Consider the following 15,292-nt stretch of genomic DNA (forward strand, 5'->3'; position numbering starts at 1 on the left):
AAATCTAAAATCTAAAATCTAAAATTGACTCAGGGCGGACTAATTTCCATCTGGGTTGGTAGGAAATGTGACGATAAAATTAGTCCAGCCATTGCTGCTTTCAACCTCAATTTTTCCCTGCAACTGTTCCACAAGTTTTTGAACCAAAGCTAAACCCAAACCTGTACCTCCTTGTTTCCAAGGATCGGCGTTGGGAACTCGATAAAATTTCTCAAAAATTCGAGGCAATTCCTCTGTGGAAATCGACGATTGATTGCTGAGTGTAAATTGGATTTCTGAAGCCACAGCACTTGCTTGTCGCGAATTTGTCCTTTGTCCTGCTTGTTCGCCGTCTTCGTTTTTGCACTCGACTTTCAGAGAAATTTCGCCGTCATTGGCAGTATATTTGCAGGCATTGTTGAGGAGTTCGGCTAAAATTCGTCCCAAACTAGCGCGGTTGGAACTGATCGTGGGGAGGTGACGATCGCACTCTACTCGCAAATCCTGGTGGCGGTCGTGGGCCCGGGTGTAAAACGGGTCGATAATAGTAGGCAGCCAGACTTCTAAGTTTACTGGTTCGAGGTCGATCGGACAAGTTGCGGCTTCGAGCCGCTGCAAATCTAGCAAAGCATTAATCAAATCTGTTTCTCTAGTACATTCTGTTTCTAAAATTTCTAGATAAATCTGGCGCCGATCTAGCGTGGGAGAAATTCTCAGCATATGAATAGCCATTTTTATATTAGCTAAAGGCGTCCGCAGTTCGTGAGAAACGGTGCTGAGGAATTCATCTTTGAGGACGTTTAAATGCTGGAGTTCGTGAACTTTTTGCTGTAATTCGGCGGTGCGTTCTTGGACTTGGCGTTCGAGGTCGGTGTTGAGATTTTGGACTTGCTGATAGAGTTGGGCTTGCTGAATCGCGATCGCGATTTGAGTTGCCAGTTGCAGCAGCAAATCCACTTCCGAAGGTTGCCACTGACGGGATTGGGAACACTGATGGACACACATCATTCCCCACAAATTGCCGTCTTGCAAAATTGGTACAATCAAATAAGCTTTGATTTGCGCTTGCTGGAACCGCGCATATTTTTCGGTGCTCAAACAGGCTTGGTCGAGGTCTGGAACCGCATAAATTTCCTGTTCGATCACGGAAGCAGATTCTTGCCAAATATTATCCGGCATGATTTCTCCCAATATTGAAGGCCAATTTTCGGCAACGGATTCTGCCACTACAATGCCGTAATTGCTGGACTCTAAATGCAGGATTGCTACTCGGTCAGCTTGCAAAACTTGGCGGACTTCATCGACGCTGGCGTGGAGAATTTCTTCGAGGTTTAAGGATTGATGAATCCGCAAGGAAATGTGAGTTAACAGCCGATCGCGCTGCAATTGTTCGTGGAGTTTTGCAGTCCGTTCCCGCACCTGCTGTTCCAGTTTGGCGTTGCGGCTTTGCAACAGTTCCACTTTTTCGGCTTGCAATTGATAAACCGACTGCTGCAACTGTTTGACAACTCGGTACATTTCCGTGGGGTCGAGGACTCTGAGCAAGCTGGTCTGAGTAATAATTCCCAACAGTTCTCCGCGCCCCCCGCACACGACCAACCGCTGCACTTGTTGCTGCTCCATTTCTTTGTGCGCCGTCCATAGGGAATCGGAAGGTTGAAGAAATTGCAGGGGAGTTCTCATGACTTTTTGAGCTGGGGTTTGCTCGAAATTTAGTTCGAGAAACTGTGCCTGCACAAGGTCATATTCGGTAATAATTCCCAGGGGTTGGTGAAAGGAATAGTGAAAAATGGAGGTATAGTCATCTTTGGGCTTCTCCATTGTTAATTCTTTGTTTTTTGTAATCACTACACAACTGACTTGATGCTCTGACATCAGTTCGGTTATGCTCAGCAGTGAGGCGGTGTGGGGCGCTGTAATTGGCGTAGTCATTAATTCTGCTACCCGCCGCAATTTAAGAATATTTGAAGGCTGCAATACTTGGCGAATTCTTTCCCGTGTCAGCACTCCTACCAAGTGGCGAAATTGATTGACGATCGGCAAATAGCGAATCTTGTGCTGGCGAAATAAGGATAAAGCGGTAAACACGTCTTGGTCATCGGATTCTGTGAGGGATACCGACACCGGGGACATCACTTCGGAAATTGGTATTTTGTGCAGGGCTACTTTGTGCTGGCTGTCTATTTTGCCAGAAGCTATCAGCCTCACTAGGTCGGCGGGTGTTAATATGCCGATTAACAGCCCGCGGCTGGGGTTTTCGGATAAGTTGCCTGTGGTAATAGTCTGCTGGTTCTGCACGACGAACACGCACCGGGCGCGCATCTTTTCCGGCGCCGATGTTTCGGTTATCGCCCCCCGGTCTGAGGGTACAGGTGTTTTGACTAGGGGGCAACTGTTTTGCAACTGACTCATCAGGGCGATCGCCACTGCTAAGGAAGTTTCTGGCCCGGCAGTGAGGGGGTAGCGATCGATCGCTTGTTCTAAGGCTGAGGAGTAAAAGGGCGGGTGGTAGAACGGCATAGTTGATCAGGTTGTCAGAGGGCGGCTAACTATCGGGCAAAGCCTTAGGGAACGGCAGAAACACCTCGCCTGTGCTTGGGATTTAAATAATAAACTTTCTCATTGATTATTTCCACGCAATCTGAGCTTTAGATTAATCGTCTCACTAATCCGCAATCTTACTCATCTCAAATACGCAGGGCGGTTTTTACTGCCTGCTTTTCCCCTGAGACTCCCCTATAATCAAAATAACCCGAATGTAAAGTTTTACTACAAGATTTATCCATAATGACAACTTTAAGCTTAGAGCAAATTGCAGCCAAGTTAGAAAGCGAAAATTCCGCCGATCGAATGGTGGCTTTGGCCAACTTGCGGAATGTGCCTGCTGCAGAGGCGGTGCCTTTGATTAAAAAGGTGTTGAACGACGAAAGTTTGCAGGTGCGATCGATGGCTGTGTTTGCTCTCGGGGTAAAACCGACAGCAGAGTGCTATCCCATTCTAGTCAAATTGCTAGAAACAGACCCGGATTACGGCATTCGTGCTGACGCTGCGGGTGCTTTGGGCTATCTGGAAGATATCAGAGCGTTTGATTCTTTGGTGCGGGCTTTTTACGAAGATACTGAATGGCTGGTGCGCTTCAGTGCTGCTGTTTCTCTGGGAAATCTCAAAGATCCCCGGGCCCGCGATGTGCTGCTAAAAGCTCTCGACAGCGAGCAAGTGGTGATCCAGCAGGCGGCAATTTCGGCTTTGGGGGAAATTAAGGAAATTGGGGCAATCGATCGCATCCTCAATTTTGCTCAGTCGGAAGATTGGCTGATTCGCCAGAGGCTGGCTGAAGCTTTGGGCAATTTGCCGAGTGTTAAGAGCGTTTCGGCTTTGAAATACTTAGAAAAAGATAGCAATTCTCAAGTCTCTCAAGCGGCAACTATTTCTCTCGATCGTTTGTCAAAAGTAGAAGGATGACAGATAGCGATATTTTTGTTGTAAGTGTTTCATTTCCGCGCTTTTAAGGCGGGGATGAAACACCGATGCCTAATTTATTCAGCCCTCTGCTAGGTCAACCGATTTCTCAGTTCTGGAGGTGACAAAACGGGAATCGGCGACCCTGCGAATCCATTCACATCCCGAGTAACGATCGCCTCTAACTCTAACTCGATCGCACACGCTATCTGCACCGCATCTTCAAAATCCGGCAATCAAGGGCGCGATCGCTTGCTCCAGAACCTCTCGATCCACCGCACAAATTTCCATCAATGCCAACAGTCGAGTTACGGCGGCAATCGCAGCTTCAGAACTCTTGGTTTGTCGTCCAACCAAATAATGCACATCCGTAACCGTTGTCGCCGACATAAACCCTTCTACTCGCCCCGATTCAACGGCATTGAGTAAAAAAGCAGCATCCGCTACAAAAGGTTCGCGGGCAAGCATTGCATCCAGTAAAACATTGGTATCAAATAAAACTTTCATCACAGATACTTTTGGACTAACCGCTCATCCAACATTGCCTTTACTTCTGCATCTGTAGGTGGTGGCGCGTCCGTTTTCGCAATGCCAATTAAACTCGCGGCTAAACCCTTCGGTTTCACCTTCGAGCGGGGTTTCGGTTGGAGCGATCGCATCAAAGCATTAATTAACTGCCATCGCTCCTCGGCAGACAACCTCAGTGCTCGGTCTTGAAGTTCGCGTAACGTCATAGTAATTATCTTTGACAGAAAGCATTGGACAAGCAGGCAAGTATATAAATACCCCCGCTTCAAAATTTTAGCGCCTCAAGTGATATAATCTTAGCTTCTTAAAAAGACTTAATTTTTCACAACGGGCAGTATCTGGAAATTTTTCAAATTAGAAGGAATTGCGATCAAGATTGACACCAGCGAATATTTTATTAATAATGTTGGTAAAATTCTCGGTATCTTAATAAATTTTATAGAGTTTTGAGTGAAACCAGAAGGTATTATTTAACCAGCAAGGGCTAATCGCAAGTTAAAATAGTTGTTGATCTCGTTTAACCAAAGCCAGCCATGAATCAAGCGCCCAATCCCTTTAACTCAAATCCCTCCAATCCGCTAGACCCCTTGGAGCAAGAAGTTGACGATCAAGGTGAAGCATTGCCGAGACAGTACCACCCGGCAACTAAAAAAACTCTGCAAAAAGTCTTTATCATTCTGGTAGTTGTCGGGGCAATTATTGGGGGAATTTTATCGATAGGGGTGATTTCGCTGATGCAAAAAGCCGGACTCACTGATGTGCCGGCCCGGGTACAGACTCCCAAGTGAATCGGTGGGTTGAGTGTACCGGAAGCGATCGCCGAGCCTTAATTAGAGTATCGTTCAATATCGTGCCCATCTGGCGCGAAATTAAGATGCGATCGCTCGCCTTCCAAAGAAATCTTAATATTTTCATTATTTTATTTGAGGCAACTGTGTCTATACAATCAAATTCGGTGCTGTAGGGGCACCGACCAAAAACTGTTTTAAATAAACCACACTTATTCTGAGTAAGATAATGTTACTTGTTGCCCTATTTATCGCCACGTTTTTTTTAGCATACTGCAATGGTGCTAATGATAATTTTAAAGGCGTGGCGACACTGTTTGGCAGTCAGACGACGAACTATAAAACAGCAATTGGTTGGGCAACCATTACAACTTTTGCAGGTTCAGTATTTTCTATTTTTCTAGCAGAAACTCTCGTAAAAAGCTTTTCGGGAAAAGGGCTAGTTGCAGACGATATCGCCAATGGCTCAGATTTTCATTTGGCAGTCGCGATCGCTGCGGGTTTAACCGTTATTCTTGCTACCTTAACTGGATTCCCTATTTCCACAACTCACGGTCTTACAGGTGCTCTTGTTGGTGCAGGTTTAGTAGCAATTGGTAATCAAGTTAATTTTACTGCCTTGCAGAAAAATTTTCTACTGCCTTTGTTGCTGAGTCCCATGATTGCGATTCTATTAGGAGCTTTAATTTATGGACTGTCTCGCTACCTGCGAGTTTATTTAGGAATCCAGAAAGAATGGTGTATTTGCGCTGGTCAAACTCAACAAATTATTCCCATTCCCCAGCCCGATGCAACTAACATACTCAAGTGCATCACAACCGCTGATGTCGCGGTAGATTCTCTAGATAAATGCACGCAAAGATATCTGGGAAATTTCTTACAAATCCCCAGCCAAAACTTAGTGGATGCTTGCCATTTTATGAGTGCGGGAGTCGTCAGTTTTGCTAGAGGATTGAACGATACGCCGAAAATTGTTTCGCTGATGTTAGTCGGTCAATCAATCTCTGTTCAGTGGGGAAGTTTAGCAGTAGCTTTGGGAATGGCGATCGGCGGTTTATTGAATGCTAAAAAAGTGGCAGAAACAATGAGCAAAAAGCTGACAGCAATGAATACCGGTCAAGGGTTGGTGGCCAACTTAGTGACGGGATTTTTAGTTATTGCTGCCAGTCGCTATGGGCTCCCAGTTTCTACTACCCATGTTTCGGTAGGTTCAATCTTTGGTGTCGGATTGATTTCAAAAAAAGCTAATGTGGGCGTTTTCTATCAGATTCTACTATCATGGATTTTGACCTTGCCAATTGCTGCGGCAATCAGCGGCTGTGCTTACTGGGTGTTGCATCGGTAAGAGAATTAATCGTTAGTCCTAGAAGATAAAGATTTCGGAGTTGATTTGGAATGGCCATCACAGGATAACCTTATGGAATCTAACGGTAAAAACAAGAAATCGCGCCGGGAGTTTTTGAATAAAATTTTAAGGGTAATTTATGGTTAAAAATTATACGATCGCGCCACCTGTTGCAGATAAATTGATTGCTGCTGGCTTTCACGCTCTTTCTGACCCCCTGCGGCTTCAGATTTTGGAGTTGCTGCGGGAACAGGAGTTGTGCGTGTGCGATTTGTGCGATCGCCTGTCTGTCCCCCAGCCTAAACTCTCTTTTCACCTCAAAGCCTTGAAGGATGCAGCTTTAGTCCGCAGCCGCCAAGAAGGTCGCTGGATTTACTACAGCCTCAATTTAGCTCAGTTTATCGCCCTCGAACAGTACCTCGCGGAATACCGCCGCTTCAGCCAGATCCTGCCGGCCCGCCCTTGTTCTGACGCAGATTAACCCATCAATATTTCTTAATGTGTTTATTGGCTGTTTTTCTTCCCTCATACTTGACATATCAAATTTTATTGATATGATTCCAGTGTACCCCTTAGTTATGGCATTGGGTGAGGTCAATGAACCCAGCAGAAAAGCCCAAGGTTTTCGCACTAAGTATAATTGCTTTGACCATAGGTGCGATCGGGCTTCTCAACTCCTGCGGACAAGTCCCGTCGCCAGAATCGCAAAGCATTAAAATTGACGGTTCCAGCACTGTGTATCCAATTACGGATGCGATCACGAAAGAATATCAAAATACCAATCCCAAAAAAGCATCAATTACTGTTGAATTCTCCGGTACAGGTGGAGGATTTAGAAAGTTTTGTGCTGGCGAAACTGACATCAGCAACGCCTCGCGCCCCATCAACCCAGGGGAAATGGAAGCCTGCAACAAAGCTGGCATCCGCTACTACGAATTACCTGTCGCATTCGACGCTCTCACAGTAGTAGTCAATCCCAAAAATAGCTGGGCAAAAGACATTACTGTAGCCGAACTAAAAAAACTTTGGGAACCCGCCGCCCAAGGAAAAATTACCCGCTGGAATCAGATCAGACCCAGTTGGCCAAACCAACCCATCACCCTCTATGGTGCAGGTCAAGATTCCGGTACATTTGACTACTTCACAGAAGCAACAGTAGGTACTGCGAAAGCTAGTCGTACCGACTACACAGACAGTGAAGATGATAATGTTTTAGTCCAGGGAGTTATCAAAGATCCAAATGCCTTGGGTTACTTTGGCTTAAGCTATTACGAAGTCAATCAAAATCAATTAAAAGCATTAGGAATAGACAATGGTAAAGGGCCAGTTATACCCAGCATCGAAACTGTAGAAAAAGCTCAATATCAACCCCTCGCTCGACCTCTTTTTATCTACGTCAGTTACACCGCTGTCCAAAATAAACCAGAGGTGGGCGAATTTGTGCAATTCTACATGAAAAAAGCACCAACTTTAGTCCAGTCGATCGGTTACATTCCACTACCAAGCGAAGGCTATCAACTGATTTACAAGAATTTCTACAATGGCAAAGTTGGGACTTTTTTCGATGGTCAAGCTAGGTTTGACTTAACCATTGGAGAGTTATTACGAAAAGAGGCTAAATTTTGATTTTTTCTCATAAATTTTCACTTACCAGTTAACTAAAATGAACCATCCTCAAGCAACTAACTCACCTGTCCAAGCAGGAAGCAAGCTCAGTTTTTTTGAAAGATACCTCACCCTTTGGGTATTTCTTTGCATTTTAGGCGGTATTATTCTCGGTAGACTATTCCCCAGCGTCGCCGTCACCCTTGATGCTCTCAGCTTTTATCAGGTGTCAATTCCTATTGCCATTTGTCTATTTTTTATGATGTATCCCATCATGGTAAAAATTGACTTTACCCAGGCGGCTAATGCAGCGCGAACGCCCAAGCCCGTGATTTTAACATTAGTCGTCAACTGGCTCATCAAACCATTTACAATGGTAGCATTTTCTCAGTTTTTCTTAGGTTGGCTATTTCGCCCCCTCATTACCGGCACAGAAATAATTCGTGGCAGTGAAGTCTCCATCGCTAGTTCCTACATTGCGGGTACAATATTATTAGGAATTGCCCCCTGTACGGCGATGGTTTTAATGTGGGGATATCTCTCCTACGGCAATCAAGGACATACCCTCGTTATGGTTGCCGTTAATTCCCTAGCAATGCTGTTTTTATATGCACCATTAGGCAGATGGCTGTTAGCAGCAAATGATTTAGTTGTTCCTTGGCAGACAATAGTATTGTCTGTATTCATTTATGTCGGTTTGCCATTAGCCGCCGGAATGTATAGCCGTTTCTGGATTTTCAAACATAAAGGGCGAGAATGGTTTGAACGAGAATTTATGCAATATTTGAGTCCAGTTGCTACGGCTGCCCTTTTGATTACGCTAATTCTTTTGTTTGCCTTCAAAGGAGAGTTGATTGTTAACAATCCTCTGCACATTCTTTTAATTGCTGTGCCTCTGTTTATCCAGACCAACTTCATTTTCCTGATTTCTTATGTAGCAGCTTTAAAACTAAACCTGTGCTACGAAGATTCAGCACCTGCCGCGCTGATTGGGGCCAGCAATCATTTTGAGGTAGCGATTGCTACGGCTGTGATGCTGTTTGGCTTAAACTCAGGTGCAGCCTTGGCTACAGTTGTCGGTGTTTTAATTGAGGTTCCAGTGATGTTAATGTTGGTAGAATTCTGTAAGCGAACAGCATTTTGGTTTCCCCGAAAACCAGAAACTGCCTCGCTGCGAGACCCTCGTTGTATTCCCCATTCCAATTGCTAGAATCTCATGAACAAATTTACTCATAAACCCCGAATTCTCTTTTTATACGGCTCTTTAAGAGAGCGTTCTTACAGCCGCTTGTTGGCGGAAGAATCTGCTAGAGTGATCGAGGATTTCGGTGCCGAAGTTAGGTTTTTTAATCCTCTAGAATTGCCGATTTATGGTAGCGTTCCCGATACGCATCTGAAGGTTCAGGAATTGCGGGAATTGAGCCTGTGGTCGGAGGGTCAAGTGTGGTCGAGTCCTGAAATGCACGGCAATATTACCGGCATTATGAAAAACCAAATTGACTGGATTCCTTTAAGTATTGGGGCCGTGAGACCGACTCAAGGTCGAACTTTGGCGGTGATGCAGGTTAGCGGCGGTTCGCAATCTTTTAATGCTGTGAATACTTTGAGGATTTTAGGCCGCTGGATGCGGATGTTTACGATTCCGAATCAGTCTTCGGTTGCTAAGGCTTATCAGGAGTTTCATGATGATGGGACGATGAAGGATTCGCCTTATCGCGATCGCGCGATCGACGTAATGGAGGAACTGTACAAGTTTACCTTGCTGTTGCGGGAGCAAGCCGACTATTTGACCGATCGCTACAGCGAACGCAAGGAACAAGCAGCTAAAGAGGCGATCGCCCTAGCAAATCGCGCCCTTGAACTACCGGGCGCTTAGAAACCACCGGAACCCCGACAACAAGCCATAACCAACAACTAACAACCAACAACCAATAAAAACCATGAAAAAAGTAATGTTTGTTTGCAAAAGAAACTCCTGCAGATCGCAAATGGCAGAAGGATTCGCTAAAACCATCGGAGCCGGCAAGATTGGAGTCACCAGTTCCGGGTTAGAATCAAGCAGAGTTCATCCGACAGCAATTCAAGTCATGTCAGAAATCGGCATTGACATCACAGATCAAACATCCAACCCATTAAACGAATTCAATGCAGAAGACTACGATGCAGTAATTTCTCTCTGTGGCTGCGGCGTGAATTTACCCGAAGCGTGGGTATTGCGAGAAGTGTTTGAAGATTGGCAACTCGACGATCCCGACGGACAACCCATCGAAACTTTTCACCGCGTTCGAGATGAAATTAAAGCACGAGTTGAAACATTAGTGGACTCTCTAAAGTAAGATTAATATAGCAATCCTAAATCATTTGTGAATTTCTTACTCCCTCCCCTTGGTAAGGGAAGGGTTGGGGTGGGGTAAAAAATTTACGACTCATTTAAAATTGCTATAGTCCTACAGGCACGGGTGCCCAGAAACCGGGTTTTTTGCCCAGAAGACGCCATGCAACCCGCAAAAAAAGCAAAAAACCCGGTTTATTTGGTTTTGATGCGTCCAGAACTATTAGAATTAGTGCTAAATTATCAGAGGCGTTCCGTCAGAACGCCTCTACATTCGTTGCGAGCATAGACCAAAAGGTTAGCACATGATTCAGACAGCAGTCACGCCTTTCAAAAACAAAATTCACTCAGCTTTAACTAAAAAGCAGATTACAGTTTTACAAATTAATCTCGGCAAACGCTGCAACCTCGCTTGCACTCACTGCCACGTTGAAGCTAGCCCGAAACGAACCGAAGAACTTTCCCCGGAAATTGGCGACCAATTAATTGAAATCATTCGCCGCTTTCCTCAAATTCAAACTATTGACCTCACCGGCGGTGCTCCCGAAATGCTTTACGGTTTTAAACCGCTAGCGGAAGCTGCCAGGGCGGCAGGTAAAGAGGTAATTGTTCGTTCTAATTTGACGATTTACTTTGAAAAAGGTTTTGAAGATATTCCCGAATATTGCGCGCAGCATCAACTCAGAATTGTGGCGTCGCTTCCCTGCTATCAAGCTGACAATGTGGACAAAATGCGCGGTAACGGTGTTTTTGACAGTTCGATTCGGGCGCTGCAAAAGCTAAATGAGTTGGGATACGGGAAAAACCCAAATTTAATTCTGGATTTGGTGTACAATCCACAAGTGCCGGCAACAGACAAGTTTTCGCTAACACCGGAACAAGGCAAGTTAGAGCAAGATTACAAGGTTTATTTAGCCGAACATTTTGGGATTTGTTTTAATCAATTGTTCGCGATTACTAATTTGCCGGTGGGACGGACTAAGTTTCATTTGGAACATAAGAAACTTCACAAGCCTTATCTGGGGTTTTTGGAGGATAATTTTAATCCCGGTACTCTGGAACATTTAATGTGCCGCAACGAATTGTCGATCGACTATTTGGGCAATGTCTACGACTGCGATTTTAACCAAATGGAAAATCTGCCGGCGAAAACTGGCAGCGGGGAAAAGATAACTGTTGCTAAATTGCTCGAATCTGGCAGTTTAGATGTGATTCAAGAGGTGCAAACTGCTGCTTATTGTTACGGCTGTACGGCCGGTTGCGGTTCTAGCTGCGGCGGTACTTTGATTTGAGAAGGAAGAAGGAAGTTCGGCAACGGATTCGCTCGACGGATGTAACGGATGTAACGGATGTAACGGATGTCAGTCCGATGCAAGTCGGAAGAAGGAAGAAGGAAGAAGGAAGAAGGAAGAAGGAAGAAACTATATTCTTGGGCCCGATTCCCGATTCCCGATTCCCCATGCTTTTGGGCCCAATGCCCCATGCCCATATTATTGAGAGTGGAGAGTTTAGGTAATGAATGATTCGCGATCGCCAGATGAAAATCCGCCGCCATCAAATAGGTGGAAGCTGATTTTAGGGATTGGTTTAGCTGTGGCTTTGATTGCAGCGACCCAGTTTTTCAACTTTCAAGGAATTCTGAAAAATGCGCTGGAGTCGATCGCGAGTCTCGGCCCTTGGGGCCCGGCAGCTTTTATTCTAATTTACATTGTCGCAACGGTTCTATTTATCCCCGGTTCTTTGCTGACTCTCGGTTCTGGGGTTTTGTTCGGAGTCGTTGGCGGTTCGGTTTGCGTTTCCATCGGCTCGGTTTTAGGTGCAACTTGCGCTTTTTTGGTAGGGCGATATTTAACTCGCGACTGGGTTTCCAAACAGATAGAGGGCAATCAAAAATTTAAGGCCATCGACTCCGCAGTTGCTTCTGAAGGATGGAAAATTGTGCTGCTGACGCGACTTTCTCCCATTTTTCCGTTTAATTTACTTAACTATGCTTTTGGAGTCACGCAGGTATCTTTAAAAGACTATTTTTTGGCATCTTGGATCGGCATGATTCCGGGAACTGTCATGTATGTTTATATCGGTTCCCTGGCCGGGAGTTTGGCTGCACTCGGATCTAGCGGGCGATCGCGCACTGCTGCTGAGTGGACTCTTTACGGCATTGGTTTGCTAGCAACGATCGCCCTCACCGTTTATGCAACCCGCTTGGCCAAAAAAGCTTTAGACGAAAAAATTTCCCCTTGAAACCCCAGCACAAATTAGTAAAATTGTCAAGAGAGTTTTGCTCATACATTATAATACATTGGTAATCTAAAAAACTCCGTATTTTCTCTGTGTTATTTACAATTATTTTGTTATACAAACGAGATAGATATTAAAGATATCGTAAAGCACAAACCTCAAATAGGTAAATCGAAGGTCGAAATATAAAATTGATGCCAAAATAGAAGGCGAGTGCCCAACCATAAGAAAAATTGTTTGCAATCCGGAATGTAAGTCATATTATTTTAAATTTTAGATTTTAGATTTTAGATTGCGAATGACTGATGACTACGAGGGTTTGAATCTTGGCTACAGTTGCATTCTTTTCTTAAACTGTCTCACTACTTGCCTGATATTAAGTCTGCCGAATGACGAAGACCGTTTGATGAAGTTGACTCTGAGGGAACATTTGATGATGCAAAACCCAGCAAATCAAGCCGGATCTGTGTCTGCGCCGCCGCCACAAACAAAAAAGCTGCGCCGCTTTTGGCAAAACATCAACAATTCGACTCAATCGCGGTGGCAGCAAACGCACAGTCTTTGGCAACACAGACGGCAGCGCCGCCATTTGCTGACCCTGCTAATTCTGGCCACCACCGCTTTAACCATTAGCACAACTGCTTGCATCAGCTATTTTTTTGTACGCGGACTAATCCTTGACAATTTAAAGCAAATAGCACTATTAAAACTAGAAAAAGGCACCGATGAAATCGACCGTTGGCTAAGCAGCCGCAAAGCAGAAATAGAAACCATTGCTTACGATCCTACGGTTAGCACTCTCAATTGGCAATTAGTCGAACCCCGGTTGCAAGGAGAAATATACAGATTAAAAGAGTATTTCATCCTGTCATTAACTCAATCGGACGGCTCATTTATCAACACTTTAGGCAACCGCGCGAACAGTAAAGACCGCCAACACTTTCAAAAAGCAATGGCCGGACAGCTCAACGTTTCCGACCCGCTGATAGGCCGCAGTACAAAAGTTTCTACGATTATTATTTCAGCTCCTATTTGGGCATTGCCCCCCGCTCCAAATCAAGTAATGGGAGTCCTTTCGGGCAGCATTAAATTAGACCGAGTAACATCTGTCGCTAACAGCTTGCTGTACGGTTCCGATAGTTATGCTTTTGCGCTCAATTCACAAGGAGTGCCAATTGTTCATCCCAACAATAACTTAATCGGAAATATCGACCGGGAGGCCCCAAGCTTTTTACAGTCAAAAGACCCCGCACTCTCCACAATTGCGCGGCAGATGATCGACCGCCAGACGAACATCGAACTGGTAAAAATAGATAACAAATGGGTGTATGTGGCCTATGCTCCCCTCAAGGAAGTTAACTGGTCTATGGCTTTAGTAATTCCCCGCGAAAATATTGAATCCAAACTGCAAGCATTAAATTTGCTGACATCCGTAGTCGCCGGACTGCTCATCCCGGCAATGCTAGCAGCAATTTGGCTAATTTACTCCTCCGAAAATAATCGCGCTCAAGCGGAGCGAGAAGCCATGCTCAACCGGATTGCCGGACGCATTCGCGCTTCCCTGGAATTAGACAAAATTGTGCAAAGTACAGTCGAAGAAATAGTAAGTTTGCTGCACCTAGAACGGGCGGCTTTTGGATGGTACAAACCCCAAGAAAAAACTTTACAAATTCTGTGGGAATGTTGTCCATCTGATTCTCCGACACAAGCCATAAAGTTTGAGTCTTACTTTCTCGAAAATGTGTTAGTACGGAGTGGTCAAGGCGAACCAATTATTCTTTCGAGCGACACTTGGGCGAAGGGTGTAACTCAACCGCCGGAACTTAAAGCTAATAGCTATTTAGCCGTACCTGTTCAGACTCAGAACCAGCCGCAGGGTTATTTAATTTGTAGCCATGTTACTCATTGGCTTTGGAGCCGGGAGGAAATCCAACTGTTAAAAGCTGTAGCAGACCAATTGGCGATCGCAATTACTCAAGCTCACCTTTACAGTCAAACCCAAGACCAAGTAAAACTGCTTAATAGTGCCTTAAATGAACTGAAAAAAACTCAAACTCATTTAGTGCAGAGCGAAAAAATGTCATCCCTAGGTCAAATGGTGGCTGGAATAGCACACGAAATCAACAACCCCGTTAACTTCATTTCGGCTAATTTGCCTCACACCAGCAAATATACTAAAGATTTATTAGAGTTGGTGAGTTTATACAAAGAAGCCTTCCCAGAGGTTCCCCAGGAAATCGCAGATTTTACCGAAGAAATCGAGTTAGAATTTATCGAGGAGGATTTGCCGCATATATTGGATTCTATGAAAATAGGAACCGAACGCATTCGCAGCATAGTTCTTTCTTTGCGAAATTTTTCTCGCCTTGATGAATCTGACAAAAAGCAGGCGGACATTCACGAAGGTATAGAAAATACCTTGCTGCTGCTCTCCAACCGCATAAAAAATAGAATTTATATAGTTAAGAAATACGGAAAAGTACCTTCAGTCGAATGCTATCCGTCTCAGCTCAATCAGGTGTTTATGAACTTGCTGAGCAATGCGATCGATGCTTTGAACGAGATCGAGCGCCTGGATAAAATTATTACTATTTCCACGGGGGTAGTTCGCGAACATGGGGGTAAATTTCTGAAAGTGGCGATCGCCGACAACGGCCCCGGCATTCCCGACAGCGTTAAAGATCAAATTTTTAACCCATTTTTTACGACTAAAGAGGTGGGCAAAGGCACTGGTTTGGGATTAGCAATTAGCTACAAAATTGTAGTGGATGGACACGGCGGCAGCATCACAATTTCTCAACCTCCGGGCGGTGGCACGGAATTTTTGGTCAAAATTCCTATTAGTAACGGGAAGTAAGACGATTTGAGATTTGAGATTGGGGAAGGACTGATGAAATAAGAGTTTAGAGCTTGTCTATAGTTGCATTGATTTGGGAAACTTCTCTAAGAAGGAAGTGGGAAAGGAAGCCCAGGGATTTTGTAACGGAGGTAACGGATACAGGGAAAAGAGAAGAGAGG

The 15,292-nt window shown here is 44.8% G+C and carries 16 protein-coding genes; 12 read left to right on the forward strand and 4 right to left on the reverse strand.

Annotated elements, in window-relative coordinates; genetic code table 11:
- Positions 1-39: 39 nt before the first annotated feature.
- Positions 40-2,499 (reverse strand): CBS domain-containing protein, encoded by a 2,460-nt coding sequence (locus QUA07_RS11955; RefSeq protein WP_333325272.1) that lies wholly within the window; start codon positions 2,497-2,499, stop codon positions 40-42.
- A 267-nt stretch (positions 2,500-2,766) separates the two neighbouring features.
- On the opposite strand from QUA07_RS11955, the gene QUA07_RS11960 reads away from it, so the two are divergent.
- Positions 2,767-3,441: a HEAT repeat domain-containing protein gene (locus tag QUA07_RS11960; protein ID WP_333325275.1), complete on the forward strand. Its 675-nt coding sequence runs from the start codon at positions 2,767-2,769 to the stop codon at positions 3,439-3,441.
- Positions 3,442-3,530: 89 nt separating this feature from the next.
- On the opposite strand, the gene QUA07_RS11965 is transcribed toward QUA07_RS11960, so the two are convergent.
- Genes QUA07_RS11965 through QUA07_RS11975 form a run of 3 tightly spaced genes read right to left on the reverse strand, consistent with a single transcriptional unit; the run spans position 3,531 to position 4,172 of the window.
- A complete protein-coding gene (locus tag QUA07_RS11965) occupies positions 3,531-3,674 on the reverse strand; it encodes a hypothetical protein (RefSeq protein ID WP_333325278.1) in 144 nt (47 codons plus the stop codon).
- Complete coding sequence (locus tag QUA07_RS11970) at positions 3,661-3,945, reverse strand: PIN domain-containing protein (RefSeq protein WP_333325281.1); 285 nt, start codon at positions 3,943-3,945, stop codon at positions 3,661-3,663. Before QUA07_RS11970 ends, QUA07_RS11965 begins: the two co-directional genes overlap by 14 nt.
- Positions 3,945-4,172, reverse strand: a complete 228-nt coding sequence (locus QUA07_RS11975) for a hypothetical protein (protein WP_194067282.1) — start codon at positions 4,170-4,172, stop codon at positions 3,945-3,947. The genes QUA07_RS11970 and QUA07_RS11975 overlap by 1 nt, the downstream gene beginning before the upstream one ends.
- A 327-nt stretch (positions 4,173-4,499) precedes the next feature.
- On the opposite strand from QUA07_RS11975, the gene QUA07_RS11980 reads away from it, so the two are divergent.
- The 11 genes from QUA07_RS11980 (at position 4,500) to QUA07_RS12030 (ending at position 15,131) form a co-directional block, all read left to right on the forward strand.
- A complete protein-coding gene (locus QUA07_RS11980; protein ID WP_333080186.1) occupies positions 4,500-4,754 on the forward strand; it encodes a hypothetical protein in 255 nt (84 codons plus the stop codon).
- 229 nt (positions 4,755-4,983) lie between these two features.
- The gene (locus QUA07_RS11985) at positions 4,984-6,099 is read left to right on the forward strand and encodes an inorganic phosphate transporter (protein WP_333325285.1); all 1,116 of its coding nucleotides are present in this window, start codon (positions 4,984-4,986) and stop codon (positions 6,097-6,099) included.
- Between the two features lie 139 nt (positions 6,100-6,238).
- Positions 6,239-6,580, forward strand: a complete 342-nt coding sequence (locus QUA07_RS11990) for a metalloregulator ArsR/SmtB family transcription factor (protein ID WP_333325288.1) — start codon at positions 6,239-6,241, stop codon at positions 6,578-6,580.
- Positions 6,581-6,696: 116 nt separating this feature from the next.
- Positions 6,697-7,725: a PstS family phosphate ABC transporter substrate-binding protein gene (locus QUA07_RS11995; RefSeq protein WP_333325290.1), complete on the forward strand. Its 1,029-nt coding sequence runs from the start codon at positions 6,697-6,699 to the stop codon at positions 7,723-7,725.
- A 37-nt stretch (positions 7,726-7,762) separates the two neighbouring features.
- A complete protein-coding gene (arsB, locus tag QUA07_RS12000) occupies positions 7,763-8,914 on the forward strand; it encodes an ACR3 family arsenite efflux transporter (RefSeq protein WP_333325293.1) in 1,152 nt (383 codons plus the stop codon).
- Between the two features lie 6 nt (positions 8,915-8,920).
- Positions 8,921-9,580, forward strand: coding sequence for an arsenical resistance protein ArsH (gene arsH / locus QUA07_RS12005; RefSeq protein WP_333325296.1), 660 nt, complete (start codon positions 8,921-8,923; stop codon positions 9,578-9,580).
- A gap of 64 nt (positions 9,581-9,644) precedes the next feature.
- Entirely contained in the window at positions 9,645-10,040 is a 396-nt protein-coding gene (gene arsC, locus QUA07_RS12010) for an arsenate reductase, glutathione/glutaredoxin type (RefSeq protein ID WP_190732266.1), read from the forward strand.
- 301 nt (positions 10,041-10,341) lie between these two features.
- Positions 10,342-11,328: an arsenosugar biosynthesis radical SAM (seleno)protein ArsS gene (arsS, locus tag QUA07_RS12015; protein ID WP_333325298.1), complete on the forward strand. Its 987-nt coding sequence runs from the start codon at positions 10,342-10,344 to the stop codon at positions 11,326-11,328.
- Complete coding sequence (locus QUA07_RS12020) at positions 11,325-11,552, forward strand: hypothetical protein (protein WP_333325301.1); 228 nt, start codon at positions 11,325-11,327, stop codon at positions 11,550-11,552. Before arsS ends, QUA07_RS12020 begins: the two co-directional genes overlap by 4 nt.
- A complete protein-coding gene (locus tag QUA07_RS12025) occupies positions 11,552-12,277 on the forward strand; it encodes a TVP38/TMEM64 family protein (protein WP_333310074.1) in 726 nt (241 codons plus the stop codon). The genes QUA07_RS12020 and QUA07_RS12025 overlap by 1 nt, the downstream gene beginning before the upstream one ends.
- Before the next feature lie 295 nt (positions 12,278-12,572).
- Positions 12,573-15,131, forward strand: coding sequence for an ATP-binding protein (locus QUA07_RS12030; RefSeq protein WP_333325303.1), 2,559 nt, complete (start codon positions 12,573-12,575; stop codon positions 15,129-15,131).
- Positions 15,132-15,292: the final 161 nt, after the last annotated feature.

Origin of the sequence: Microcoleus sp. T3_A4, from assembly GCF_036700465.1 — a bacterium.
Taxonomy (GTDB): Bacteria; Cyanobacteriota; Cyanobacteriia; order Cyanobacteriales; family Microcoleaceae; genus Microcoleus.